Below are 23,656 nucleotides of genomic sequence, written 5' to 3' on the forward strand. Positions count from 1 at the left end.
ATGCAAGCATGAGCGGGGATTTCGTGTTTCAAGCCAGCTTCGACAAGTGCGCGGTGACGGTCATCCAGTCGGGAAACTTGGTGCTGCCGAACTTGATCCACTCGCCCTCGAATCGATCTGCTCCGTTTGCTCCGCGGTCGTCGACGAGGTAGTCGCCCCGATTGAGGTGTTTGTGGTGCGAGAGGATCAGACGTTTGTACGCGACGCTGCCTTCCTCCATTCCGAGATGCTCTTGTACCCACAGAACCTTGTCGTGCCAGGCTGTGGCGTTCTTCCACGGCGCTGTCGAGAGGATGTAGGTGTCGAACTGCTGTGCCAGTTGGTGGTAGGCGTCGATAGCGCCGTCGAGAGGATCCATGCGAGAGAAGATGTGCGGCGCTTCGTCGAGGTCGTTCTTGTACTTCTCTCGGACGCTGTCGGTCAGGCGATCGATGCCCGACTGGAAGTTGACCAATGTGTTGTCGAGATCGATATAGAGAATTTTTTTGGAAGCCGGCATAGAAACCCTCTCTGGAGACTTTCTGAGTGCGAAAAGAGTCCAGTTTTACGCAACTGGACTGAGATCAGTGAATTCTTCCCCCTGATCACAATCGCACGGGGGTCTGACAGCGTCGTTCTCGCGGTCTGAAGTCTTGTCGTGGAAGATGCCGCCGAGGGGTGCTGCCAGGCGAAACTGCTCCAACCGAATGTATGTACCTTCACCTTCAGCGGGCGCGAAGAAGTAGACGAGTGCCACGAAGAGTCCGATGCCAATCAGGGTTGCGAAGGTAGTCATGGACATATGATCAACTCGACTGGTATTGAGTTACATAGCCAAGTTGTCGATACTGGACTGCATGATGACTCGAGTTCTCGGTGCCCGTTCGCTTGCGCGCGATCTGGGGTCCTGGCAGGAAGAGTCCGGACGCAGGCCCGCGTACCGTGCGCTTGCCGACGGTATCCGCCTGCTCGTGCACGACGGTCGCGTTCCGCTGGGAGTCGCACTGCCGAGTGAGCGTGAACTTGCGGCGGTACTCGAACTCAGTCGAACCACGATCACGTCGTCGTACTCGGTGCTGCGAGACGAGGGGTACCTGATCAGCAGGCAGGGTTCGCGAAGCACCGTGGCATTGCCTGCCGGCGCGCGGCCGAACGGGTTGATGTTCCGCTCCCATCAACCCGGGCCGAGTGGACCCGTCGTCGACCTCAGTTACGCGGCGATGGCAGCTCCCGCCGCTCAGGTCGAACTGGCGTATGCGTCTGCGCTGCAGGAACTTCCGAACTTCCTGCCCACGCACGGGATGGAACCGGTCGGGATCGCCGACTTGCGTGACGTGATCGCGCAGCGCTACACGGCGCGGGGTCTTCCCACCACCGCCGAACAGATCATGGTGACCTCGGGTGCGCAGCACGCGCTTCGATTGTTGCTGTCGGTGCTCACCTCACCCGGCGAGCGAGTGCTGGTCGATCATCCGACGTACCCCAATGCGCTGGAAGCGATTCGGCGAAACGGCGCTCGGCCCGTACCGGTTCCGGTCCGACCGGAGTTCGCAGCAGCCGGAGCCTGGGATCTCGACGGGATTCGTAGTGCAGCAAGGCAAACCGCTGCCAGAATGGCATACCTGATCCCCGACTTTCACAACCCGACCGGCCTCTGCATGGACTCTTCCGGCCGCGCCGAGCTTGCGAAGATTGCGCACGAAACGCGAATGACTCTGGTCGTCGACGAGACGATGGTGGATCTGTGGCTCGACGCACCACCGCCGGCGCCGGTCGCCTCACATGGGCGAGGCGCAGCGAAAACCGAAGTGGTGACGCTCGGTTCGACCGCGAAGTCGCTGTGGGGCGGGCTACGTGTCGGTTGGATTCGCGCCGATGCCGCGCTCATCACCCAGTTGGTGGGGGCGCGTGCCGCGGTCGACCTCGGTACTCCCGTCATGGATCAGTTGGCAGCCGCCTACTTGCTCGCCGACGACCGCTCGTTGCTCGAACAGCGTCGCGAAGTTCTGCGAGAACAGCGTGCGGTACTCCTCGGTGCGGTGGCCGAGCATCTGCCGGACTGGCGTCCCACCATCGGTTCCGGCGGAATGTCGGTCTGGATGCGAATGTCCGCGCCCGTCTCGACGGCGTTGGCGGCGGTGGCACCCAACTTCGGCGTACTCCTTGCCGCCGGCCCCCGTTTCGGCGTAGAAGGTGCGTTCGAACGATTCATCCGCGTGCCGTACGCACGTTCTCCCGAGGACCTCATTCGCGGCGTTGCGTCCATCGCCGCTGCGTACGACACTCTCGCGACGGATCGCGACACGGCAGACCAACGAATGGTCGTCGTCTGAGAACTGGGTACACACCCTGAAAGTGGTGTGAAACCAGGAGGTAGGGCATGACGGCGGTAGACGGTACAGGCGCAGCGGGAACCAGTGCGGCGGAAGCGCTCGCAGAACGATTGTTCGCGGCCACGCTCGGGGCATCGGAGCTGCAGTCCGTGTATCTGGGCGACCGGTTGGGCTGGTACCGCGCGCTGAGCGATCACGGCCCGCTCACGTCGACGGAGCTGGCGGACCGGACAGGGACCGTCGAAAGATATGCGCGGGAGTGGCTCGAGCAGCAGGCCGTCGCCGGTTATGTGGACGTCAATTCGGATGCCGATCGCCGGTACAGCCTGCCGCAGGCCCACGCCGATGTTCTGGTCGACGACGAGAACCTGCTTTTCCTGGCGCCGCTGGCGAGGCTGTTCGTCGCGACGACGTCGTCGATGCCACGTCTACTCGACGCTTATCGTCACGGTGGGGGAGTCACGTGGGAATCGATGGGCCCCGATGCTCGCGAGGGTCAGGCGCTACTGAATCGGCCGATGTATCTCCATCAGCTCTGTCAGCAGTTTCTGCCGGTAGTCACCGACCTGCACGCCACACTTTCGGACGGCGGGCAGGTCGCTGATCTCGGGATGGGGGAGGGCTGGTCGTCGATCGCGCTCGCCCTCGGATACCCGAAGATCGAAGTGCACGGCTTCGACGTCGACGCGGCGTCGGTGAACGCTGCCCGTCGTAACGCTCATGATCGGGGGGTGGACGACCGCGTGCATTTCTCGTTGGTCGACGTCGCCGGACAGGCTCCTGAGGCCGGGCGAGCCGATGCCGGGACCTACGACGCCGTCTTCGCTTTCGAGTGCCTTCACGACGTTCCGGATCCGGTGGGCTTTCTGTCCACGGCTCGGGCGATTGCCCAGCCGGGCGCTCCGGTGATCGTGATGGACGAACGAACGGCGGATGAGTTCGATCCCGAGGCGGGTCCGATCGAGCAATTGCTGTACGGATTTTCGATGACCTGCTGCTTACCGGACAGTCTTTCGCATCCGGGAAGCATTGCCACCGGGACGGTGATGAGGCACTCGACACTCGAAAGCTATGCCAAAGCGGCAGGTTTCGAGCGGGTGGACGTGCTGCCGATCGAGCACGAGATGTTCAGGTTCTACAGGTTGGGCTGACGCCCCGTGCGCCTTTTTGGTTGCAGTAACTACCAAAAAGGCGCACGGGGCCGAAGGCCCTAGGTCCAGACCGTATCGATATCCGTCGCCTCACGCGCCGGCGCAGCAGGCGTTGTGGTGGGCGTGCGCGAGAAGCGCGGTGCGGGAGCATGCTGGGTGACGCCGTCCAGTTCGATGAGCGAACCGCGAGCCGCGATGTGTTCGTTGGACGGAGCCTCGGCGAAAGTCAGGACAGGGGAGACGCAGGCGTCGGTGCCGAGGAAGATCTTGGCCCACTCGTCGCGAGTCTTGGACAGGAACTTTTCGGTGAAGAGCTTCTTCATGTCGTCCCACTTGGACGTGTCCATCTGGTGAGGGAGCGTCGCGGGATCGAGTTCGAGGCCCTCGAGCAGCAATGCGTAGAACTGCGGTTCGATGGATCCGACGGCCATGTACTTGCCGTCGGAGGTCTCGTAGGTGTCGTAGAACGGAGCGCCGGTGTCGAGGAGATTGACGCCGCGCTCGTCGGACCAGACGCCGCGACCGCGGAATGCCCACATCATGTGGGAGAGCGCGAGGGTTCCGTCGACCATTGCCGCGTCGACGACCTGGCCCTTACCGGACGTCGAGCGCTCGACGAGAGCCGACAGAATGCCGAAGATCAGGAACATGGAACCGCCGCCGAAATCGCCGACCATGTTGAGCGGCGGGACGGGACGTTCACCCTTGCGTCCGATGGCGTTGAGGACACCGGTCAGTGAGATGTAATTGATGTCGTGACCGGCGGCGTTGGCGAGCGGTCCTTCCTGTCCCCAGCCCGTCATACGGGCGTAGACGAGGCGCGGATTGCGCTCCGAGACCACGTCGGGTCCGAGTCCCATGCGTTCCATGACGCCGGGACGGAAACCCTCGATGAGGACGTCGGCGCGGCCCAGGAGATCGAGCACTTTCGCGACGTCGGCCGGGTCCTTCAGGTTGGCCTCGACGATGCGGCGGCCGCGCTTGATCTGGTCGGTTGCGTTCGAGTCCTGCGGAATCTGCCCTGCCCGCTGCACGATGACGATGTCGGCGCCCATGTCCGCCAACAGTGTCGCGGCGTGCGGGCCCGGTCCCAATCCAGCGAATTCCACGATCCGAATGCCCGCGAGCGGGCCCTTCTTCTCCACAGCTTCTGCAGACACACGCACTCCCAATTCAGACGGTGACAACACTTCTGACCCGACGGTAACGTGTCGAATCGATCAGGTGTGCTCCGGGGCACTGTGTCCACCGAGGGAGGCGCCGATCACTAGACGGCGGCACCCTCGAACTGAGCGTTGTAGAGACGGAAGTACGCGCCCGCCGCTGCGATGAGTTCGTCGTGTGTGCCCTGCTCGACGATCTTGCCCGCCTCCATCACGACGATCAGATCGGCGTTACGGATGGTGGAGAGCCGGTGCGCGATGATGAAGCTGGTCCGCCCGACGCGCAACGCGGACATTGCTTGCTGCACAAGCTGTTCCGTACGTGTGTCGACCGAGCTCGTCGCCTCGTCGAGAATCAGCAGCGACGGCTCCGACAGGAATGCACGAGCGATCGTGATGAGCTGCTTCTCGCCGGAGCTGATGTTCGACGCCTCCTCGTCCAGCACGGTGTCGTACCCGTCCGGGAGGGTGTGGATGAAGCGGTCGACGAAGGCAGCGCGTGCGGCTTCGTGAATCTCGTATTCGCTGGCGTCGAGTCGGCCGTATGCGATGTTGTCGCGGATCGTGCCGCCGAAGAGCCAGGTGTCCTGCAGAACCATGCCGACGTGCTTGCGCAAGTCGGAGCGGCGCATCTGCGAGATGTCGACGTCGTCGAGAGTGATTCGGCCGGAGTCGACTTCGTAGAAGCGCATGAGCAGGTTGACCAAGGTGGTCTTGCCGGCACCGGTGGGCCCGACGATGGCGACCATCTGACCGGGCCGGGCCGTGAGGTACACGTTCTCGATCAACGGCTTGTCCGGCTCGTACCGGAACGAGACGTTCTCGAACTCGATGTGACCGACGTTGCGATGACGTCCGGCGGGCTCGGGGAGAAGCGGCACGTCGATGTCGGGCGACTGCTCGGGTTCGTCGAGAAGCTCGAAGACCCGCTCCGCCGACGCGGCTCCGGACTGCAGGCTCGTCGACATGGACGCGATCTGCGTCAGTGGCTGGCTGAACTGGCGCGAATAGACGATGAAGGCCTGAACGTCACCGAGTGACATGTTGCCGCTGGCGACCTTGAGAGCGCCGACCACAGCGAGCAGCACGTAGGTGATGTTTCCGACGAAGTTCATGACCGGCATGATCAGGCTGGAGAGGAACTGTGCGCCGAAGGACGCGTCGAGGAGCTTCTTGTTCTGCTCGGCGAATTCACGCTCGGCTTCGGCCTGATGCCCGTACACGCGTACCAGGTCGCGACCGCTGTAGTTCTCCTCGATCTGCGCGTTGATCTTGCCCGTCTCGGTCCACTGAGCCTTGTACAACACCTGTGCTCGCTTGGCGACCCTGGCAACGAGGAGCACCGATACCGGCACCGCGATCAGTGCGATCAGGGCGAGCATCGGAGAGATGACGAACATCATCGTCAGGACGCCGAGGACGGTGAGCACCGACGTCAGGAGCGAGGTCAACGTCGACGACAGCGTCGACGAGATGTTGTCGATGTCGTTGGTGACGCGGCTGAGGATCTCGCCGCGCGGTGTCTTGTCGAAATACGGAAGGGGGAGACGGTGAAGCTTCGCCTCCACCGAGGCACGCAGGTTGTAGATGGTCTTCTGGACGATGATGTTGAGGAGGAATGCTTCCAACCAGGCAAGCAGCGACGAGAGCAAGTACACGCCGATCGCGAGCATGACGACCTTGCCGATGGCGTCGAAGTTCAGACCCACACCGGGAACGACGTCGGTCGAGTTGGCGACAAGATCGGCGAACGTCGAATTCCCTGATGCCCGGATGGCGTCTGCGGCCTGCTCGCGGGTCAGTCCGGCGGGCAGGCTCTTGCCGATGAACCCGGCGAAGATGAGGTCTGTCGCGTGACCGAGGATTTTCGGCACTGCGACCGACAGCGCGATGCTGGCGATCGTCGCAACGACGACACAGAAGACCGCAAACTTGTGCGGCTGCAGAAGCGAGAGAAGCCGCTTCATCGTCGCCTTGAAGTGGCGAGGTTTGGTGTCAGTCGCGGTCAGCGCGGGCTTCGGCTCTTTGTCGGGGGTCTCGGGGTTACTCGACTTCGCATCCCCGTCCGCGGATTCAGGTTCGCTCGGGATCTTGGCGAACACCACCGTCGGGGCATCGTCGAAGTACTGGCTGTTGGGGCCGCCCCATGTCGGGTCCTGCGGGCTGGTCATGCGCTCATCTCCGCGGGAATCTGGGAAGCCACGATCTCTTGGTACGTCGGACAGTTGGCCAGAAGGAACTGATGGTCGCCGAGGCCGACCGGCGCACCGTCTTCGAGGACCATGATCTGGTCGGCATCGATGATGGATGCGACGCGCTGAGCCACGATGATGACCGTCGAATGAGTCGAAACCGTCCGGAGTTCGCGTCGGACCGCGGCGTCCGTATGCATGTCGAGAGCGGAGAACGAATCGTCGAAGACGAAGATCCGGGGTCTGCGGACCACCGCTCTGGCGATGGCGAGACGTTGTTTTTGTCCGCCCGAGAGATTGCCGCCGCCCTGGGCGATCGGTGACTCGAGACCGTCGGACAGCTCCCGGACGAAGTCGTCTGCCTGGGCGATGGTGAGGGCTGCCCAGATGTCGTCGTCGGTGGCGGTCGGGTTTCCGTAGCGGATATTGCTCGCGATCGTGCCGGCGAACAGATAGGCCTTCTGGGGCACGTATCCGAAGTTGGCGAAGAGTTCGTCCTGATCCCAGCCACGGACGTCCAAGCCGTCGACCAGGACGGCGCCGGCTGTGACGTCGAAGAGCCGGGGGATGAGTGAGACGAGGGTCGATTTGCCACTGCCCGTACTGCCCACGATCGCGGTGACCGTGCCTGGCATGCATCGCATCGAAACATTCGACAGAACCGGCGTTTCTGCTCCCGGATACGTGAATCCGGCTCCACCGAACTCGACCACGCCGTATGGGCTGGTCGGGCGAAGGGGCTGGGCCGGCGCGGGCACGGTCGCCTCGGTGTCGAGTACTTCGGTGATGCGGTCGGCGCACACGGCGGCGCGGGGGATCACGACGGCCAACATGGTCGCCATGACCACCGACATCAGGATCTGCATGACGTAGGCGAGGAAGGCGCTGATCTGTCCGATCTGCATGTCCCCGGTGTCGACCAGATGCGCGCCGAACCACAGGACCGCCACGCTCGACAGGTTGGCGATCAACATGACGGTGGGCAGCAGAACCGCCTGGTACCGGCCGATGAGGAGCGAAGTGTCGGTCAGTTCCTTGTTGGCCTTGTCGAAGCGGATCGTCTCGTCGGGTTCGCGAACGAAGGCGCGAATGACACGCATACCGGTGAGCTGTTCGCGCAGTGATCGATTGATGTTGTCGATCCGCGTCTGCATCGTCCGGAAATGCGGGATCAGCTTGGCCACCACGACCGAGACGGTGATGCCGAGCAGTGGTACCGAAATCGTCAGGAGCCAGGACATCTGCAGGTTCTCGCGCAGAGCCATGATGATGCCGCCGATGCACATAAGTGGGGCGCTGACAAGCATCGAGGACGTCAGCATGACCAGGGCCTGGATCTGCAGGACGTCGTTGGTGTTGCGTGTGATCAGCGTCGGCGCACCGAAACTGTTGAATTCGCGATCCGAGAAACTGCCGACTGCCTTGTAAAAGGCGCCTCGAACGTCGTGGCCGAAGCCCATCGACGATTTTGCAGCCAGATAGGTCGATGCGACCGACGCGATGATCGACGCAAGCGAGACCAGGAGCATGATCCCGCCGGTGGACATGATGAATCCGGTGTCGCCTCGGGCGACGCCGTCGTCGATGATCCGCGCGTTGAGTGTGGGGAGGACCAACGACGCGATGGCCCCGAAGAGTTGCAGTGCGAGGACCCCGGCAAGCAACCAGCGGTACGGCGGCAGGTACGTCTTGAGGAGTTTTGCTAGCACGACGGTTCCCGGTGAGTTGCCTCGGTTGCCGCTCGTTCGCGATTGATCACACGCACACGGTATGACAGATCGCGGTCGAGGTTGGCACCGACTCTGACGATTGCATCCTTTTGTCCTAATTGACTGTGATCTCGAACACACTCGAATTCGAGATTGGATTCAGGTCACAGCACCTGAACTGCAGGTTTACATATTAATCCAATGTGTCACGTTTTCGCTTGGACAGAAACAAACTGGACGTACGTATTTAGCTTGGCTACAAAGACGTGGAGCGAACAAAACGTGCGCCGCGTCATAGATATTCATGCAAGGAGTCACATATGGGATCCCTCGGAAACCTCCTCAAGGCCAACGGTATGGGCTGGGGCATTCTCCAGCTTCTGCCCCTGGTCAACATGCTCAAAACCCTTCAGGGGCTGGACACCGCGAGCTCGAACTCCTGACGTTCGACCGCGAGAAATCTTCCGAAACAACACAGGAGTGGTCGCATGACCTCGATTCAGAATCTCGACGCCTTCCTCAAGAGTGTTCTTGCATTCGTGACCAAGTTGAACGCGGGATCGGCAGACGGCTCGGGTTCGGCCGGTTCGGCCGCCGAGTAGTTCTCGGTCCTCACTTCATCTCAACTGCATTCCGACAAAAGGAGGCCCGACATGGGTTCATTCGAAGACTTCAGCGGCGTCGTCAAGACGTTCATTCCGGTGCTCAAGGACCTGTTCACGGCACTCGGTGGTGGCTCTCTCACCCCTGGGACGGGATCGGCGGCCGATAAGTAAGTCCAGTTTGTCCGAAAGTGTGGCTCGCAGTTGTCTGCGGGTCACACTTTTCGGCTTTTCACTGTGAGCTAAATCACATTATGGGACATTCTAGAGGGTGGATTTGCCCTTTGAACTGCAATTATCCGTAAGGGTGTGACCGAAAGTCCGCATTGATAGCTATTAGGTAGCTAGACAAGTGTGGAAAGCCGGTCTATAAATGCAGGCAGCGCCAAGTAAGTGCGCTACATCACAGCTCGGGATGTTGTTCGGGGGGCGGTTCAGCCATCCGTGCGGCAGAAGTTCCCGAACCATCTCGGCCACCGCCTGCGGCCGGAATGGCGCTGGAACATCACATCACCTCACATACAGGAGAACCTCCTATGTTCGGATCACTCAGCACCCTCGGACCCCTGCTCACCGCGCTCGGAGCTTTCCTCAAGTCCGTTCCCACCGAATCGCTGTCCGGCAAGGGCGAGGGCTCGTCCACCGGTTCACTCTCGGGTCTGTCCAGCGGATCCGCCGAGTAGTCATCCCTTCCGGCAGGTCCATTCGGCTCTGCCGATCGGATTGCATGCAGGTGCCCTCTGTCCACTGTCGTGGCCGGAGGGCACTCGCGTTTGCGGAGATGGTCGCAGCTGCCGTTTTGGCATGTGAACACAGAACTGCGAGTGGCAGCACCTGCGTACGATGGTTCGACGACATCGGCATACGGTCACCGCGACGTCCGGTGCTCCCGAATTCAGAGGTAGCCGACCGCGAGGTGACGCATGGTAGGGACGAGTCGCTTTCTGCGCCTTCTCCTAGTGCTGGCCGTCGTACTTGCGGCATCGTTGATCGGCATCCTCACGCGCCCACCAGGTTTGCTCGCGACTTTCTGGTGCGCCAACGCCATTCTGCTTGGAATGATGGTCAGATGGCCGGTCCTGATCGAATGGCGGACGTGGATCGCCGCGGCCGTCGGATACGTCTGCGCTGACCTGATTACGGGCAACTCGCTGTCGCTTGCCCTGCAGCTGAACGGGGCCAACCTCGCCGGAGTGACGCTCGGTGTTCTCGTTCTGTACTACTTGAAGCGCACACCGTTCCGATTGGTCGATTCGCAGTCGCTGGTATGGATGGTCTTTGTTTCGTTCGTCGCGGCGACTGGTACCGCGGCCACGGCCGGCGCCTTGGACCGGCTCTTACGCGGTCAGTCCTTTGCCGACACGTTTTTCCACTGGGGTGCCACCGAGGTCATGGCGTACCTGCTGGTCCTTCCTCTCATTCTCACTCTCACCATCCCATCGAGTCTTGCCGAGTTCCGCAGGAAACTGACCGCCAGAACTGTCGCCGCTCTGAGCGTTCCGCTACTCGCCACTGCAGCCTGCGTGCCGATCGCCCTCAGTATCGAAGGGCCGATTGCGCTGGTCTTGCCGATTCCAGCTCTCCTCTGGTGTGCCACTCGCATCTCGGTTCCGAGCACTGCCTTCGTTTCAGTGGTCTGGTCGGTGTGGTCACTCATGATGGCGGGTAGCGGTCGACTCGACATCGGAGATCAAGCCGCCTCGACGTGGAACGAGGACGTCATCACATCCATAGCGGTCACCCTGATCGCGTTGGGGCCGATAGCGGTTGCCTGTGCGACCGAGGAACGCCGTGCTGCCGAGCGTGAGCTCTTCCTTGCCGTCGAATTCGACCATCTGACCGGGGTCCTCTCGCGCGGTGCGTTCCTCGGCCACGCGGAAGCGGAACTTGCCGACGCGACTCGCACACAATCTCCGGTCGGCCTGCTGATGCTCGACCTGGACCACTTCAAGAGCATCAACGACACGCATGGACATATGACCGGTGACAGCGTTCTCGCGAACTTCGCCGAGCGGGCCGCTGACCGATTGTCGGACGGCGATCTGATCGGAAGGCTCGGCGGCGAGGAGTTCGCCGTTCTGCTTCCGGACTGCAGCTACGCGCGAGCAATCGATGTCGCCGAGGCGGTCCGCGGCGCGCAAGTCGAGTACTCGGCCGAATCAGATGTGACGAGCACCGTCAGCGTCGGCGTCGCGTGGGTCGATCATGCGACGCCGGCGCTGTCGACCCTCATGAGCGTCGCAGACGAGGCTCTGTACGACGCCAAGCGTGCTGGGCGCAACCTCGTGAAAGTGCACCGCGTCGGCAACGACACCGTGCCGCAACGGAATTCCGAGCCGGACACTGCCACCCACACCTATCGCAAACCTGCGCTACCCCGAACGATCCGGCGAGGATTTGGCCGCGAAGGTGTGGTGGACGGCCGATAACCGCGCTGACCTGCATCGGGATTGGCATATAGTCGCACCCATGCAGCTTGATTCGACGCCTTCGCCCCTGCCGACGCTTCCGCTCCGATTCGGAACCCCACTGACCGAGAACTCCATCCGCGTGATGATGTTGGGATCAGGCGAGTTGGGTAAGGAAGTTGTCATCGCGCTGCAGCGTCTGGGCGTCGAAGTGATTGCGGTGGATCGGTATCCCGATGCCCCTGGGCACCAGGTGGCTCATCGTGCTCATACCGTCGACATGACCGATCCGGAAGCACTGCTTGCCGTCATCGAGTTGGAAAAGCCTCACTTCGTGGTTCCCGAGATCGAGGCCATCGCGACGGATGCGCTTGCACTCGTCGAAGAACGCGGGGGTGCGGTGGTCATTCCGACCGCCCGAGCCACCCAGCTCACGATGAACCGTGAGGGAATCCGTCGGCTCGCGGCCGAGGAGTTGGGCCTGCCCACTTCGCCGTACGCTTTCGCGGACTCGCTTGCCGAAGTGCAGGCAGCGACAGACCGAATCGGTTTCCCGTGCGTCATCAAGCCAGTCATGTCCTCGTCGGGGAAGGGACAGTCGACGGTTCGATCCGCCGAAGATCTCGACGCCGCATGGGATTACGCGATGGCCGGAGGTCGTGTGAATCACGGCCGGGTGATCGTCGAAGGCTTTGTCGATTTCGATTACGAGATAACGCAATTGACAGTTCGAGCCGTCGGTGAGAGCGGTCAGGTCGAGACGTCGTTCTGCGAACCGATCGGGCACCTGCAGGAGGCCGGAGACTACATCGAATCGTGGCAGCCGCAGCAGATGTCCGCGGTTGCCCTCGCCTCGGCCCGAGACGTCGCCGAGAAGGTGACCACGGCTCTGGGCGGGCGAGGCATCTTCGGCGTCGAGCTATTCGTGAAGGGCGACGACGTCTTCTTCTCCGAAGTGAGCCCACGGCCGCACGACACCGGATTGGTGACTCTGCGGACGCAGCGACTTTCGGAGTTCGAACTGCATGCCCGCGCGATCCTGGGCTTGCCGGTCGACACGACGCTCACGTCTCCGGGAGCATCGGCAGTGATCTACGGCGGAGTGGAGGCAAAGGGGATCGGATTCGACGGCGTCGCCGAGGCGCTCGCGGTTCCCGAGACGGACCTGCGGCTCTTCGGCAAGCCGGAGAGCTTCACGCGTCGTCGCATGGGTGTTGCAGTGTCGACGGCCGCCGATGTGCCTACTGCACGCGACCGTGCTCGCGAGGCTGCGTCGAAGGTGCGTCCCGTCGGATGAGTCCAGCGGCCGAGGTCCTCGTCGGGCTGGTCATCCTGGTCGGTCTGATCGGTGTCGTCGTTCCGATTCTCCCGGGGACGCTTCTCGTTTTCGGTGCAATTCTGGTGTGGGCGATCATGACCGGTGGTGCCACGGCGTGGACGGTGTTCGCGCTGTCCGCGCTGGCACTGGTGGTCACCGGGATCGTGAAGTACACGTGGCCGGGCAAGCGGATGAAGTCCGGGGGAGTGCCCAACCTGTCGGTGGTGGTCGGCGGCGTCGTCGGCATCATCGGGTTCTTCGTGATTCCGGTCGTGGGGTTGTTCCTCGGATTCATCGTCGGAACGTATTTCGCGGAACTAGCGCGGCTGCGCCGTTACGACATCGCTTGGTCGTCGACGCTTCACGCGGTGAAGGCAGTCGGATTGTCCATGCTGGTGGAACTGTTCGGAGCGCTGATCGCGGCCGGGCTGTGGCTGGGAGCCGTTGCGTTCACCTGAGCGCAGCGGTACCAGGCGCGGGCGTTGTCGCACATGACCGCGGGCAGGTCGTCGCCGACAGCGTCGGCGATCACGTCCAGGTCGTGGACCTCGAACGCTCGACGTGCCCGTGTACCGGGTAGATCGGTGCCGAACATCAGCGCAGCGGGATTGACCGCGTGGATCTGGCGCAGCACATCGCTGACGTCGGAGATGGTGGTGCGGCCGAACCCGGTGGCTTTGACGCGCACTCCGCGGTCGACGAGGTTGAGGAGATACGGCAGTCCGCGGGTGGACATTCCCAAGTGGTCGATGCTCACCGCGGGCAATTTGGCGAAGACCGGTTCCAACGACAGCAACAGCGTGGCATCGACGTAGAACTCGGCGTGCCAGCCGACCAGATCGAATGCGCGGTTGGCGAGATCGGCGAGCAGACGCAGGTCGGTGGCGCCGCGGCGCAGGTTGAACCGGACGGCACGTACTCCCAGTGCGTCCAGGGCAACGATGTCTTCATCCGTCGCATCGAGCGGCAAAGCAGTGACGCCCACCCAGCCTTCGCCGAGTTCGGACAAGGCAGCTTTCAGGTATTCCTGGTCATTGCCCTGGTACGACGCGGTCACCACCGCGCCGCCGTCAACGCTGAGGCCCTTCAGCGAGGCAATCCGGGCCCGGTAATCGGCCACGGTGAAGGGCTCAGGCAGGTACCCGTGATTCTCGACCAGCGGGAAGCGCGGGTCGATGATATGCACATGGGCGTCAAACACGGGGTCTATTTTGCCCTGTTGCCCTGGGTCCCTGCACACACCACCGGCCCGATGTGACCTGGGTCGCGTCGGGCCGGTGGAGGGCTTCTGTTCAGTTACTTCCGCGCACTCAGTTCGCGCGGTCGGGCTCGGATGCCTTCAGCATGTCGTGACGCTCGACGACCTTGATGCGCTCACGGCCCTCGGGCTCGCCCAGGCTGCGCTCGTGCGCGTCGAGGCGGTACCAGCCCTGCCAGGTCGTGTACGGAACCTGCTTGCCTTCGAGGAACTCGATGACGGCGTTCTCGTCGGGGTTCGCGGCGCCCGCGAAGTCGACGGAGTCCTCGAGAAGATTCGCGACGGTTTCGTTGGCGTCACCCTTGGTGTGGCCGATGAGGCCGACGGGGCCGCGCTTGATCCAGCCGGTGACGTAGGTGGCCGGCATGAACCGGGCTGCGCCCTCGGCGTTGTCGTCGGCGACGACGCGTCCGGCGTCGTTGGGGACGGTGCCGGCCTGGTCGTCGAACGGCAACTGCGTGATGTTCTGCGAGAGGTAACCGACGGCGCGGTACACGGCCTGGACATCCCAGTCCTTGTACGTGCCGGTGCCCTTGACGTTGCCGGTGCCGTCGAGCTGAGTGCGCTCGGTGCGCAGGCCGACGACTTTACCGTCTTCACCGAGGATCTCCGTGGGAGATTCGAAGAAGTGCAGGAACAGCTTGTGAGGACGGGCTCCGACGTCGCGAATTGCCCAGTCCTGCAGCGTATTCGCAACCATGTCGACCTGCTTGGAGTTGCGGCGAGCCTGCTCGGAACCCTCGTCGTAGTCGATGTCCTCGGGGTCGACGATGACCTCGATGGTCGGCGAGTGGTCGAGTTCGCGCAGTTCGAGAGGGGTGAACTTGGCCTGGGCCGGGCCGCGGCGTCCGAAGACGTGAACCTCGACGGCCTTGTTGTTCTTGAGGCCCTCGTAGACGTTGGCGGGGATCTCGGTCGGCAGCAGTTCGTCGCCGGTCTTGGCGAGAACGCGGGCGATGTCGAGGGCAACGTTGCCGACGCCGAGGACGGCGACCTTCTCGGCTTCGAGCGGCCACGTACGCGGTACGTCGGGGTGGCCGTCGTACCAGGAGACGAAGTCGGCCGCGCCGTAGCTGCCGTCGAGTTCGATGCCCGGGATGCCGAGCGCACGGTCGGCGTTGGCGCCGGTGGAGAAGATGACCGCGTCGTAGAACGACTGCAGGTCGTCGAGGGTGATGTCGGTGCCGTAGTCGATGTTGCCGAGCAGGCGTACCTGAGGCTTGTCGAGCACCTTGTGCAGGGCGGTGATGATGCCCTTGATGCGCGGATGATCAGGCGCGACGCCGTAACGAATCAGGCCGAAGGGCGCGGGCATGCGCTCGAAGAGGTCGATGCTGACGCCGCGGCCGGAAACTGCGGTGTCGGATTTCATGAGGGCGTCGGCGGCGTAGATGCCGGCGGGGCCGGCGCCGACGATCGCGACCCGGAGTGGGCGGTTGGAGTCAGTCATCGTGAGGACAGCTACCTTCTTCGAAGTTCGGACAACATATCGACAAGTATCCAATTTAGCCGAACCTAAGCACAGTGCCTCGGTTGCGGCCGAACGGATCCACACTCTCACTCGATCGGTTGTGGGTAAACCTATTCTTTCCTCCCATTCTCCTGTTGTCTCGGGTATCCGGGGTAGGGGCCTGATCCTTGACGGGCCACAATTTCAAGTTGTGGGGGACTATTGGCGTTATGAGTGACGAGCTGCGCGAATCCGACAACATCGATGGCAAGAAGGCGTCTGCGGGGCCGTTCCTCTTGGCTGTCGCCATCGTCGCCTTGATCCTGGGTGGAATCTTCGTCGCATCGTGGATCTCGCCGGCCGAGGAGAACGTCACCGAGTCGGACCGCGTGAGCCGCTCCGTCACCGACTACGTCGATGCCGAGAATCGGAATGACGCGGAGACGATCAAGACCCTGACCTGCGCGAGCTTCAATTCGAGCAACGGTCCTATGGCCGGCGTCGACGGGACGGTCGAGCTGAAGGGTGTGGACGGGGTCGCGGTCAACGGCGATCGCGCCCGGGCCGACGTGACGATCACCGGTGGCGGAGCGGGCGAGCGAGTCTCGACCTGGGCCCTGACCCGTGACGGCAACCGTTGGGTCGTCTGCAACTGACGGCCCGCTCAGGCGCTCACGGCAGTCTTGTGAAAACATGGACTACGTGAGTTACGCAGGCGATCTGACGCCGGAGCAAGCCTGGGAGCTGCTCCGCGAAAACCCCGACGCCGTGCTGGTCGACGTGCGGACCGATGCGGAGTGGAAGTACGTCGGTGTCCCCGATGTGTCCTCCCTCGGCAAGCAGGCTGCACTGATCGAATGGGTGAGCCACCCGACCGGCGCGCGCAATGACAACTTCGTCGACCAGTTGAAGGAAGCCGGCATCACTGCTGATTCCTCCGGGTCGGAGCGTCCGGTGATTTTCCTGTGTCGATCCGGACAACGTTCCATCGGTGCGGCGGAAGCTGCGACTGCGGCGGGCATCGGCCCGTCGTACAACGTGCTCGACGGGTTCGAAGGCGCATTGGGTGCCGACGGACATCGCGGACTTGTAGGTTGGCGGGCCATCGGCTTGCCATGGAGGCAGCAGTGAGCGGAATTCCCCAGGGTGGCGCATTTCAACGAGCGCTGCCGGACGACGTCGGTCTCGGCACCCTCGGTGTTCGCGGCGGACTGATGCGTACCGGGTTCGAGGAGACTTCCGAAGCGCTGTTCCTCAACTCCGGATTCGTCTACGAGAGTGCAGAAGCCGCCGAACAAGCCTTCACCGGCGAGGTGGATCATTTTGTCTACTCCCGCTACGGCAACCCGACCGTCAAGATGTTCGAAGAGCGTCTGCGTCTCATCGAAGGTGCAGAAGCCTGCTTTGCGACTGCCAGCGGAATGTCGGCAGTCTTCACGGCGTTGGGCGCACTGTTGGCCAACGGCGACCGATTGGTGGCTGCGCGCAGTCTCTTCGGATCCTGCTTCGTCGTGTGCAACGAGATTCTTCCGCGCTGGGGAGTCGAGGTCGTCTTCGTCGACGGTGAGGACAACGCGCAGTGGGAAGAGGCGCTGTCCGTGCCTACCACGGCAGTGTTCTTCGAGACGCCGTCCAACCCGATGCAATCTCTCGTCGACGTTCGACGGGTGTCGGAGCTTGCTCATGCAGCCGGTGCAAAGGTAGTGCTGGACAACGTCTTCGCGACGCCGCTTCTGCAGCGCAGCCTCGATCTGGGGGCCGACGTCGTGGTGTACTCCGGCACCAAGCACATCGACGGTCAGGGGCGCGTGCTTGGTGGCGCGATTCTCGGTACCGAGGAATACATCAGCGGTCCCGTTCGAGAACTGATGCGGCACACCGGTCCTGCGCTCAGCCCGTTCAATGCGTGGACTCTGCTCAAGGGCCTGGAGACGATGCCGGTTCGTATTCGGCACTCCGTGGCTTCGGCACTCGAGATCGCCGAATTCCTCGAAGGACACTCCGGCGTCAAGTGGGTCAAGTATCCGTACCTGACGTCGCATCCGCAGCACGAGCTCGCGAAGTCTCAGATGAGCGGTGGCGGAACGGTTGTCACGTTCGAGCTCGATGCGCCTGACGGAGAGGGCAAGAAGCGGGCGTTCGAGGTTCTCAACGGCCTGCGCGTCATCGACATCTCCAACAACTTGGGAGATTCCAAGTCGTTGATCACTCACCCCGCCACGACAACGCACCGGGCCATGGGGCCGGAAGGCCGTGCAGCAGTGGGTCTTACAGACGGCGTTGTCCGTCTGTCCGTCGGGCTCGAAGACACGGCTGATCTGTTGGCTGATCTGAAGCGAGCACTCGGCTGAATCGCTGGAGCGCCTTGCCTCGAACTTCCGACGGCAAGGCGTTCTACGGTGCGGGCGTGAGACCCAGTTGTTTGACGTCGATCGTCAACGCCGTCGTATTCAGTGTGAGACCTGAGCTTGTCGTGTCGGTGGGGTAGATCGTGAACAACACCTGCGCCGTCAGATTGGTGTTGTTCAGGGCCGACGTGACCGCGATGAGGTTCGGCGTCGGTGCTGTGCTGTCGTACAGCAGATTGTTGCTCTGATCCGTGACGTACGTGCGAAGGTCGATGTTGGCGGCTGCGAGCCCGCCGCTCAACTTGGTCTTGTCGACTGTCACGTTCGCTTTCAGACGTGGGCCGGTGGCCATCACCTTCGAATCGCAGAAATACGTGTAGTTGAATCCGGGCTTGAGCCGGTAGGTAGTGATGTCCGGGATATATACGAGTGGATTCGGATTGGTGGGCGCGTTGACGTAGACCTGCGAATACCAGCCCCCGCCGTTCGTGGTCACGCATGCTCCCAGATCCAGGGTCCCGGACTGGACAGCGGCGCTTGTCAGGGTCGCACTGTCGGTCCACTTCGCCAATGTGCCCGAGTCGCCGAGCAATACAGCTCCGGCCGCGGCGACTGCCATTGCAGCCTTCGTCGTCTTCTTCATCACGGCACCAGTGCCTTGATTTCGTCCGGAAGTTCGCTCGGGGTAGGAGATTCGGCCCAGACTCCCGTTGACGTGTCGATGACGGTGACTCCGGAAGGGGTGATTACGTATAGCTGATCGGTACCGGTGAGCCAATGCAGGACAGCGTCGCTGTCAACGGGACCTCGATATACCTCAGCGCCCGATGAATTCGACACGGACACAACCGTTCCGCTGGCAGTCGAGAGCTTCTGGGCGCTGAGACCGGTCGTGGTCGCCGGGGCGTCGACGGGAACCTCGCTCGGGGTGGTCGTAGTTGGTGGCACCGTTGTCGTTGTCGTTGTCGTTGTCGTTGTAGCGGTCGTCGTCTGGGGCGCCGTAGTTGTAGCCGGTGACGAGGTGGTTGTCGACGGTGCAGTTGTGCTGGTGGTTGTCGACGGTGCAGTTGTGCTGGTGGTTGTCACAGCCGGCGCCAATGTCGTGGTGGGCGTGGTGGATGAGGCGGTCGTGGAAGTGACGGCCGTAGTAGGAGTGCTCGGAGCGTCTGCCGCCAGTGCCGGCGCTGCCGATCGACTGAGAGCAGATGTCCCGCTGATCGGACCGCCACACGAGTAGAGCAGGCCGACGAGAATGCTGAATTGGTAGCCGGAGTACGACGGCGTGACCGACGTGCCGCTCAGTCCATGGATTTCGATGTTGTAGGTGCCGACTATGAGCGGGAACGCGACTGTTGTACCGCCCGAGCCGTATCTCATGGAGCCTGTAGTAGACGTTGCGGTGTAGTCGTTCGACCCCAAAAGGTTTCCGCTGGCGTCGCGAGCGATGAGGCGGTATGAGCTTCCGACAGTCGCGGGCCAAGTGATCGTTACTGCGACCGGAACAACGAGCGCAAAATTCACCGCGCAACTGGCTGTGCTTGGCGACGTGGGAAAGGTTGCAGCAGTGCCGAACTGAATGCTTGTTGCCGCGGCTGTGTCGGTGTACCCCGCCTTGGTACCACCGATCTGGGACACACCGACCACCGTGAGACCGACCGTAGCCAAGGCGACGATGGCCTTGAGGGCATGGGAGTCGCCGCGTATGTCCTGACGATCCCGCTGAGGTTCCTCCGCGTCGGAAGCCTCACGTCGACGGAACGCGATGTACAGGAGCCCGCCGACGGCAATCGCACCAAGCACAAGCCCACTCGGTCCGGACAGCCAGACTGCCACGTATCCGAGGCGGTTGATGCTGAAGAAGACGCGATCGGCTTCGGTGATGACGTAGGGATCGGGATCGGCGATCGGATTTGCATCACCACGCAGTTGTGCGACGGCAAGGTTGTTGCCCTGCTGATCTATTGATTCCACACGATGGGTGATGCGCGTGCCTTGGCTGTCGGAGACGCTGACGATGTCACCGACCAGCACTTCCGAAGCAGGCACGGTGCGCGCGAATGCGAGAGCACCGGTATCGATCGTGGGTGACATCGATCCACTCCGAAAGATCAGCGGGGTGATACCGAAAGCCAGACCGGCGATGAAAATGATGATGGATACCAAGCCTGCGAGGGCTCCCAGGCTGAGCAGGACTTCCCGTACCCGGTTCTGCATCGAGGCCTTTGCATGTTTTTTCGTGTGTCGAGCCATTGCCATCACACCTTTGCCGTGAAGGTCAGGACGATGTTCGACGTGCTGTTCGTCGGCGGTGTCGGTGTTGTCGGAAGCTGCACCGAGACACATAAATTCTCGGTAGCCCCGACCGCCAGTGGGCGGTCGGGGCTACCGATGGCTTGATTCGCGGTGAGTGTCAGCGCGAGCGAGGACACAACGTTGGCGCCGTCAGTGCACTTGTTGGCAACAGTTCCGTTGGAGGAAACCGTCATTCGTAGAGAAGTCGTCAACGCACCGCTACTCGTAGACGTGATCGTGTACTTCAGTGGGACAGTTGCCGCTGTGCCCAGGTTGTTGACCTTGATCAGAGCGGTGTTCGAATCACCGGGAATCATTCCGGACTTGCCAAGCTCACTGAAATTCAGGGACTTGGTCAGGGTGGGCTGGGCGGTGCTGTTCAACTGCAGATTGATAGAACCCGTCGTGATGTTGCCCGAGGTTGCCGTGGCGGAAGACGTCCAGGCCGCGAGCGTGGTCACTCCGCCGACACCAAGCACCATCCCCAGCGCGAGCAGCGCGCGAAAACGCGTGCTGGCCAACAGGTGACGAATCCGATGGGCCGGACGGTCAGGGCGCGAGGGCATCGTGCTGGCCTTTCTCGATCTGGGCGGAGTCTGCGGGCGCGAAAGTTGCAGGGTCAGGAGCCAATCGGGCTCGAGCCCGCTCCTTCCGGCCGTCACGGATGCCGCTGATCATCATGTACGACGCGTACAGCAGTAGAGCGGTCACTACGATCACCACGATCACGGTGCGCTGCTCTCCCGTCAGCCAGGTGTTCACGTAACCGAGATAAGGCAGGCTGTACCAGACCTTTCCCCGGATCTGCACCGGCCGCACTTCCTTCTCGTCAGGCTCACCGTTCGCATCGCCCTGGGTGATGAAAGTTCTTTCACCCTTCTGGTTTTCACTTGTGGCGATGATCCGGTGCGTGACGACGGTCGGCTGACCCGATTCCAGCTGGTACGTAATAGGTGTACCGATCCCCAGTTCGGACGGATCGACAGGTTTGACCACTACCAGTGATCCAGGGTTGTACGTCGGGCGCATCGAACCGGTCAGAATCGTGAAGCGCTGTGCTCCGGCAAAGAAGGGAACGACAATCGTTGCGACGATGACTGCCGAAATTGCCAGCAGCAGTGTCCAACTGACGATAGAGGTGATCCACCAGAGTGGGCCGGTGCGATCGGTGCGCTTCGTGGAGTGTTTTGTCATACCGGACCTGCCTGGAAGGTCAAGGTCGTGGTGCTTGTTGCACCTGAGACCGCCCCGACGCCTACCGTGAGTCGCAAGCACAGAATGTACGTACCGCCTGAGACCAGTGGACTCGGCATGTACGCCGGTGAAACCGGGTACTGCAGCGATGCATCCATCGATCCGGACGTCAGTGGGGTCACTGCCGGAGCCGCGGTGTTGACGCCGGCAGGGCAGGCGCCTTCGTTGGCGACTCCGTAAGTGGTCAACGTGAATCCCGTAAATGCGGTCGTCGACTGCATTCGCCATTGCAGAGGATCAGTCCCCGAATTCTTGACGGTGAGCGGTGCTTGCACCGTGTTTCCCGGGACAACGGGCGTCGCGGCCGTCGTCAAGTTCGCCAGGGTGTACGCCGCACTGGTTCCGGCAGATGTACCAACCGTGAGGTTGACGCTGGCGGCTGTCGCCGTACCGCCATTCGCGCTCGCCGAATCGGACCACAGCGCGAGCGACTGCTGTGACGATGCAAACACCGCTACAGCAGCCACCGCGACTGCGATCGCTCCCCAGACCTTTTTCCTCATGAAATTACGGGGCCGGTGTCAGTGCTGTCTGAGTGACGACCAACTTCATCGCCGACAAGTTCAGCGACTGGTTCTGCGCGACCTGATTGGCCACCTCGTTGAAGTTCAGCCGGACTCCGACGTGGACGATCGTTCCGTTCTGGGCTTTGGTGATCTGCGAAATCGGGTTGCCGCCAGTGTCCTTGATTGTCGTCACGGGCACGACAGCAGCGGCAAGCTCGGCGCTGTTCGCACCCGGAACGATTCCGGCCGTATCAGCGGTCAGAACAGCCGCGAGACGATCGCCCACTGCGGTCACAGTGACGTCGCAGGTGTATTCGATGCTCTCGGTGGTGACTATTCGGTAAGCCGAGATGTTGGTGATCGCGGTCTTCGTCGGGTTGAGGGAGTTCCACCCGCCACCGACCGGTGCGCAAGAGCTCAGGTCGAGGGCGCCGGACGTGACGGGCCCGCCGCCACTGACGTCGGCCGAATCGCTCCAGACTGCGAGCGAGCCGGCACCGCCGAGGAGGAGGGCACCGGCCGCCGCAGCAGCGATCGCACCCTTGGTCTGCTTCTTCATGAAAATCTCATTTCATGTCTGGGACCCGAAATGGGGCCATTCAGACATGAGTATCAGACACGGCAAACGATTCGTTACCACTTTTCGAAAAATCAATTTTACGACTGGAGTCCAACTGTCACTCGGTGTCGAAATGATCTTTGACCTGCGTCTAACTACTCGTTTGTAAGTTTGGTGCGAATAAAACCGTTGGTTTGTTCAGTTGGACAAAGCGGACGAGTCGGAACCTGGCAAATCTGCTGTTTTTTACCAGTTAATTACCGAGTTTCGGTTTTGTTTTGCAATTTGAATCAATTGTTTGTGTTGCTACGAAATGGATCGGTTGTTGTTCCCACAAGATCGGCGACCGACTCGAGGACGATGGTCGGGCGATAGGGATAGAGCTCTACCGACGCGCGGGTCGAGATCCCGGTCATCACCAGAATCGTCTGCAGTCCGGCTTCGAGGCCACAGACGATGTCGGTGTCCATGCGGTCGCCGATCATCAACGTATTGGCGGAATGAGCGCCGATGGACCGCAGGGCTGAGCGCATCATCAAGGCGTTGGGCTTGCCGACGTAGTAGGGATCGCGTCCGGTTGCCTTGGTGATGAGTGCCGCGACAGAGCCGGTGGCCGGCAGCGAGCCGTCTCGCGACGGTCCAGTGGCGTCCGGGTTGGTGGCGATGAACCGCGATCCACGCTCGACCAGGCGAATGGCGGTGGTGATTGCCTCGAAGGAGTACGTTCGCGTCTCGCCGAGGACGACGTAGTCGGGGTCGCTGTCCGTCAGAACGTAACCGATGTCGTGCAGGGCAGTGGTCAGGCCCGATTCGCCGACCACGTAGGCGCTGCCGCCCGGCCGCTGGTTGGCCAGGAACGTCGCGGTTGCGAGCGCTGACGTCCAGATCGACTTCTCCGGGATGTCGAGTCCCGAATTGAGCAGGCGTGCTCGCAGGTCACGCGGGGTGCGGATGGAGTTGTTGGTGAGCACCATGTACGGGATGTCGTTCGACGCCAGCTCTGCCAGGAACGTGTCCGCTCCAGGTATCAAGTGCTCCTCGTGGACGAGAACCCCGTCCATGTCCATGAGGTAGGTCCAACCGGTCTGATCTTCTGTACTGGTCATTACTCCAGTATGTGCGGGTGGCGCCCGA

General features: G+C 62.1%; 25 protein-coding genes. 11 read left to right on the plus strand and 14 right to left on the minus strand.

What is annotated here, in order from left to right:
• Positions 1–28: 28 nt before the first annotated feature.
• Both A0W34_RS07090 and A0W34_RS07095 read right to left on the minus strand, forming a co-directional pair.
• Positions 29–499 (minus strand): 5' nucleotidase, NT5C type, encoded by a 471-nt coding sequence (locus tag A0W34_RS07090; protein WP_073513520.1) that lies wholly within the window; start codon positions 497–499, stop codon positions 29–31.
• A 45-nt stretch (positions 500–544) separates the two neighbouring features.
• Positions 545–775, minus strand: coding sequence for a hypothetical protein (locus A0W34_RS07095; RefSeq protein ID WP_003944349.1), 231 nt, complete (start codon positions 773–775; stop codon positions 545–547).
• A 61-nt stretch (positions 776–836) separates the two neighbouring features.
• Between A0W34_RS07095 and yczR the strand changes: the two genes are divergently transcribed.
• Both yczR and A0W34_RS07105 read left to right on the plus strand, forming a co-directional pair.
• Positions 837–2,312, plus strand: a complete 1,476-nt coding sequence (yczR, locus tag A0W34_RS07100) for a MocR-like transcription factor YczR (protein ID WP_019749471.1) — start codon at positions 837–839, stop codon at positions 2,310–2,312.
• A gap of 47 nt (positions 2,313–2,359) precedes the next feature.
• Entirely contained in the window at positions 2,360–3,463 is a 1,104-nt protein-coding gene (locus A0W34_RS07105; RefSeq protein WP_081557529.1) for a class I SAM-dependent methyltransferase, read from the plus strand.
• Between the two features lie 59 nt (positions 3,464–3,522).
• Here A0W34_RS07105 and A0W34_RS07110 read toward each other — a convergent pair whose 3' ends face one another.
• The 3 genes from A0W34_RS07110 to A0W34_RS07120 all read right to left on the minus strand — a co-directional run bounded on the left by A0W34_RS07110 (position 3,523) and on the right by A0W34_RS07120 (position 8,527).
• Positions 3,523–4,623 (minus strand): CaiB/BaiF CoA transferase family protein, encoded by a 1,101-nt coding sequence (locus tag A0W34_RS07110; protein WP_042924245.1) that lies wholly within the window; start codon positions 4,621–4,623, stop codon positions 3,523–3,525.
• Positions 4,624–4,730: 107 nt separating this feature from the next.
• Positions 4,731–6,797 carry an ABC transporter ATP-binding protein gene (locus tag A0W34_RS07115; RefSeq protein WP_003944426.1) on the minus strand — a complete coding sequence of 689 codons (2,067 nt, stop codon included), beginning with the start codon at positions 6,795–6,797 and terminating at the stop codon, positions 4,731–4,733.
• Positions 6,794–8,527, minus strand: a complete 1,734-nt coding sequence (locus A0W34_RS07120; RefSeq protein WP_007726810.1) for an ABC transporter ATP-binding protein — start codon at positions 8,525–8,527, stop codon at positions 6,794–6,796. Before A0W34_RS07120 ends, A0W34_RS07115 begins: the two co-directional genes overlap by 4 nt.
• Before the next feature lie 320 nt (positions 8,528–8,847).
• Between A0W34_RS07120 and A0W34_RS33630 the strand changes: the two genes are divergently transcribed.
• From A0W34_RS33630 to A0W34_RS07140, 6 genes are all read left to right on the plus strand, one after another.
• A complete protein-coding gene (locus A0W34_RS33630; RefSeq protein ID WP_003944443.1) occupies positions 8,848–8,970 on the plus strand; it encodes a hypothetical protein in 123 nt (40 codons plus the stop codon).
• A 210-nt stretch (positions 8,971–9,180) separates the two neighbouring features.
• Complete coding sequence (locus tag A0W34_RS33635; protein WP_019749478.1) at positions 9,181–9,303, plus strand: hypothetical protein; 123 nt, start codon at positions 9,181–9,183, stop codon at positions 9,301–9,303.
• A 362-nt stretch (positions 9,304–9,665) separates the two neighbouring features.
• Positions 9,666–9,812, plus strand: coding sequence for a hypothetical protein (locus tag A0W34_RS07125; protein ID WP_007726811.1), 147 nt, complete (start codon positions 9,666–9,668; stop codon positions 9,810–9,812).
• Positions 9,813–10,052: 240 nt separating this feature from the next.
• On the plus strand, positions 10,053–11,558 hold the full coding sequence (locus A0W34_RS07130) for a GGDEF domain-containing protein (RefSeq protein WP_223304638.1): 1,506 nt from the start codon (positions 10,053–10,055) through the stop codon (positions 11,556–11,558).
• A 40-nt stretch (positions 11,559–11,598) separates the two neighbouring features.
• Positions 11,599–12,834, plus strand: coding sequence for a formate-dependent phosphoribosylglycinamide formyltransferase (gene purT, locus A0W34_RS07135; protein WP_003944342.1), 1,236 nt, complete (start codon positions 11,599–11,601; stop codon positions 12,832–12,834).
• Positions 12,831–13,313 (plus strand): DUF456 domain-containing protein, encoded by a 483-nt coding sequence (locus A0W34_RS07140; RefSeq protein ID WP_042924222.1) that lies wholly within the window; start codon positions 12,831–12,833, stop codon positions 13,311–13,313. Before purT ends, A0W34_RS07140 begins: the two co-directional genes overlap by 4 nt.
• Here the strand turns inward: A0W34_RS07140 and A0W34_RS07145 are convergent.
• Both A0W34_RS07145 and A0W34_RS07150 read right to left on the minus strand, forming a co-directional pair.
• Positions 13,217–14,056 (minus strand): amidohydrolase family protein, encoded by an 840-nt coding sequence (locus A0W34_RS07145; protein ID WP_232330005.1) that lies wholly within the window; start codon positions 14,054–14,056, stop codon positions 13,217–13,219. The genes A0W34_RS07140 and A0W34_RS07145 overlap by 97 nt on opposite strands.
• A 109-nt stretch (positions 14,057–14,165) precedes the next feature.
• Positions 14,166–15,563, minus strand: a complete 1,398-nt coding sequence (locus tag A0W34_RS07150; RefSeq protein WP_003944405.1) for an FAD-dependent oxidoreductase — start codon at positions 15,561–15,563, stop codon at positions 14,166–14,168.
• A 230-nt stretch (positions 15,564–15,793) separates the two neighbouring features.
• Here A0W34_RS07150 and A0W34_RS07155 point away from each other — a divergent pair, with 230 nt between their 5' ends.
• From A0W34_RS07155 to A0W34_RS07165, 3 genes are read left to right on the plus strand one after another with little or no spacing between them, the layout of a single operon-like run.
• Positions 15,794–16,219 carry an Rv0361 family membrane protein gene (locus A0W34_RS07155; protein ID WP_007726820.1) on the plus strand — a complete coding sequence of 142 codons (426 nt, stop codon included), beginning with the start codon at positions 15,794–15,796 and terminating at the stop codon, positions 16,217–16,219.
• A 46-nt stretch (positions 16,220–16,265) separates the two neighbouring features.
• Positions 16,266–16,694 carry a rhodanese-like domain-containing protein gene (locus tag A0W34_RS07160; protein ID WP_007726822.1) on the plus strand — a complete coding sequence of 143 codons (429 nt, stop codon included), beginning with the start codon at positions 16,266–16,268 and terminating at the stop codon, positions 16,692–16,694.
• The gene (locus tag A0W34_RS07165) at positions 16,691–17,914 is read left to right on the plus strand and encodes an O-succinylhomoserine sulfhydrylase (RefSeq protein ID WP_172403504.1); all 1,224 of its coding nucleotides are present in this window, start codon (positions 16,691–16,693) and stop codon (positions 17,912–17,914) included. The genes A0W34_RS07160 and A0W34_RS07165 overlap by 4 nt, the downstream gene beginning before the upstream one ends.
• Positions 17,915–17,957: 43 nt before the next feature.
• Here the strand turns inward: A0W34_RS07165 and A0W34_RS07170 are convergent, their stop codons facing one another.
• From A0W34_RS07170 to A0W34_RS07200, 7 genes are all read right to left on the minus strand, one after another.
• Positions 17,958–18,554: an alternate-type signal peptide domain-containing protein gene (locus tag A0W34_RS07170; protein WP_081557531.1), complete on the minus strand. Its 597-nt coding sequence runs from the start codon at positions 18,552–18,554 to the stop codon at positions 17,958–17,960.
• Entirely contained in the window at positions 18,554–20,161 is a 1,608-nt protein-coding gene (locus A0W34_RS07175; protein WP_190287649.1) for a signal peptidase I, read from the minus strand. The genes A0W34_RS07170 and A0W34_RS07175 overlap by 1 nt, the downstream gene beginning before the upstream one ends.
• 5 nt (positions 20,162–20,166) lie before the next feature.
• Positions 20,167–20,769, minus strand: coding sequence for a SipW-dependent-type signal peptide-containing protein (locus A0W34_RS07180; RefSeq protein WP_081557532.1), 603 nt, complete (start codon positions 20,767–20,769; stop codon positions 20,167–20,169).
• Complete coding sequence (locus tag A0W34_RS07185) at positions 20,753–21,397, minus strand: signal peptidase I (RefSeq protein WP_063314823.1); 645 nt, start codon at positions 21,395–21,397, stop codon at positions 20,753–20,755. Before A0W34_RS07185 ends, A0W34_RS07180 begins: the two co-directional genes overlap by 17 nt.
• The gene (locus A0W34_RS07190; protein ID WP_081557533.1) at positions 21,394–21,960 is read right to left on the minus strand and encodes a hypothetical protein; all 567 of its coding nucleotides are present in this window, start codon (positions 21,958–21,960) and stop codon (positions 21,394–21,396) included. Before A0W34_RS07190 ends, A0W34_RS07185 begins: the two co-directional genes overlap by 4 nt.
• 4 nt (positions 21,961–21,964) lie before the next feature.
• A complete protein-coding gene (locus A0W34_RS07195) occupies positions 21,965–22,522 on the minus strand; it encodes an alternate-type signal peptide domain-containing protein (RefSeq protein WP_047269467.1) in 558 nt (185 codons plus the stop codon).
• 290 nt (positions 22,523–22,812) lie between these two features.
• Entirely contained in the window at positions 22,813–23,628 is an 816-nt protein-coding gene (locus A0W34_RS07200) for an HAD-IIA family hydrolase (protein WP_003944345.1), read from the minus strand.
• Between the last annotated feature and the right edge of the window lie 28 nt (positions 23,629–23,656).

This window comes from Rhodococcus sp. BH4 (assembly GCF_002079265.1).
Lineage (GTDB): Bacteria > Actinomycetota > Actinomycetes > Mycobacteriales > Mycobacteriaceae > Rhodococcus_F > Rhodococcus_F qingshengii.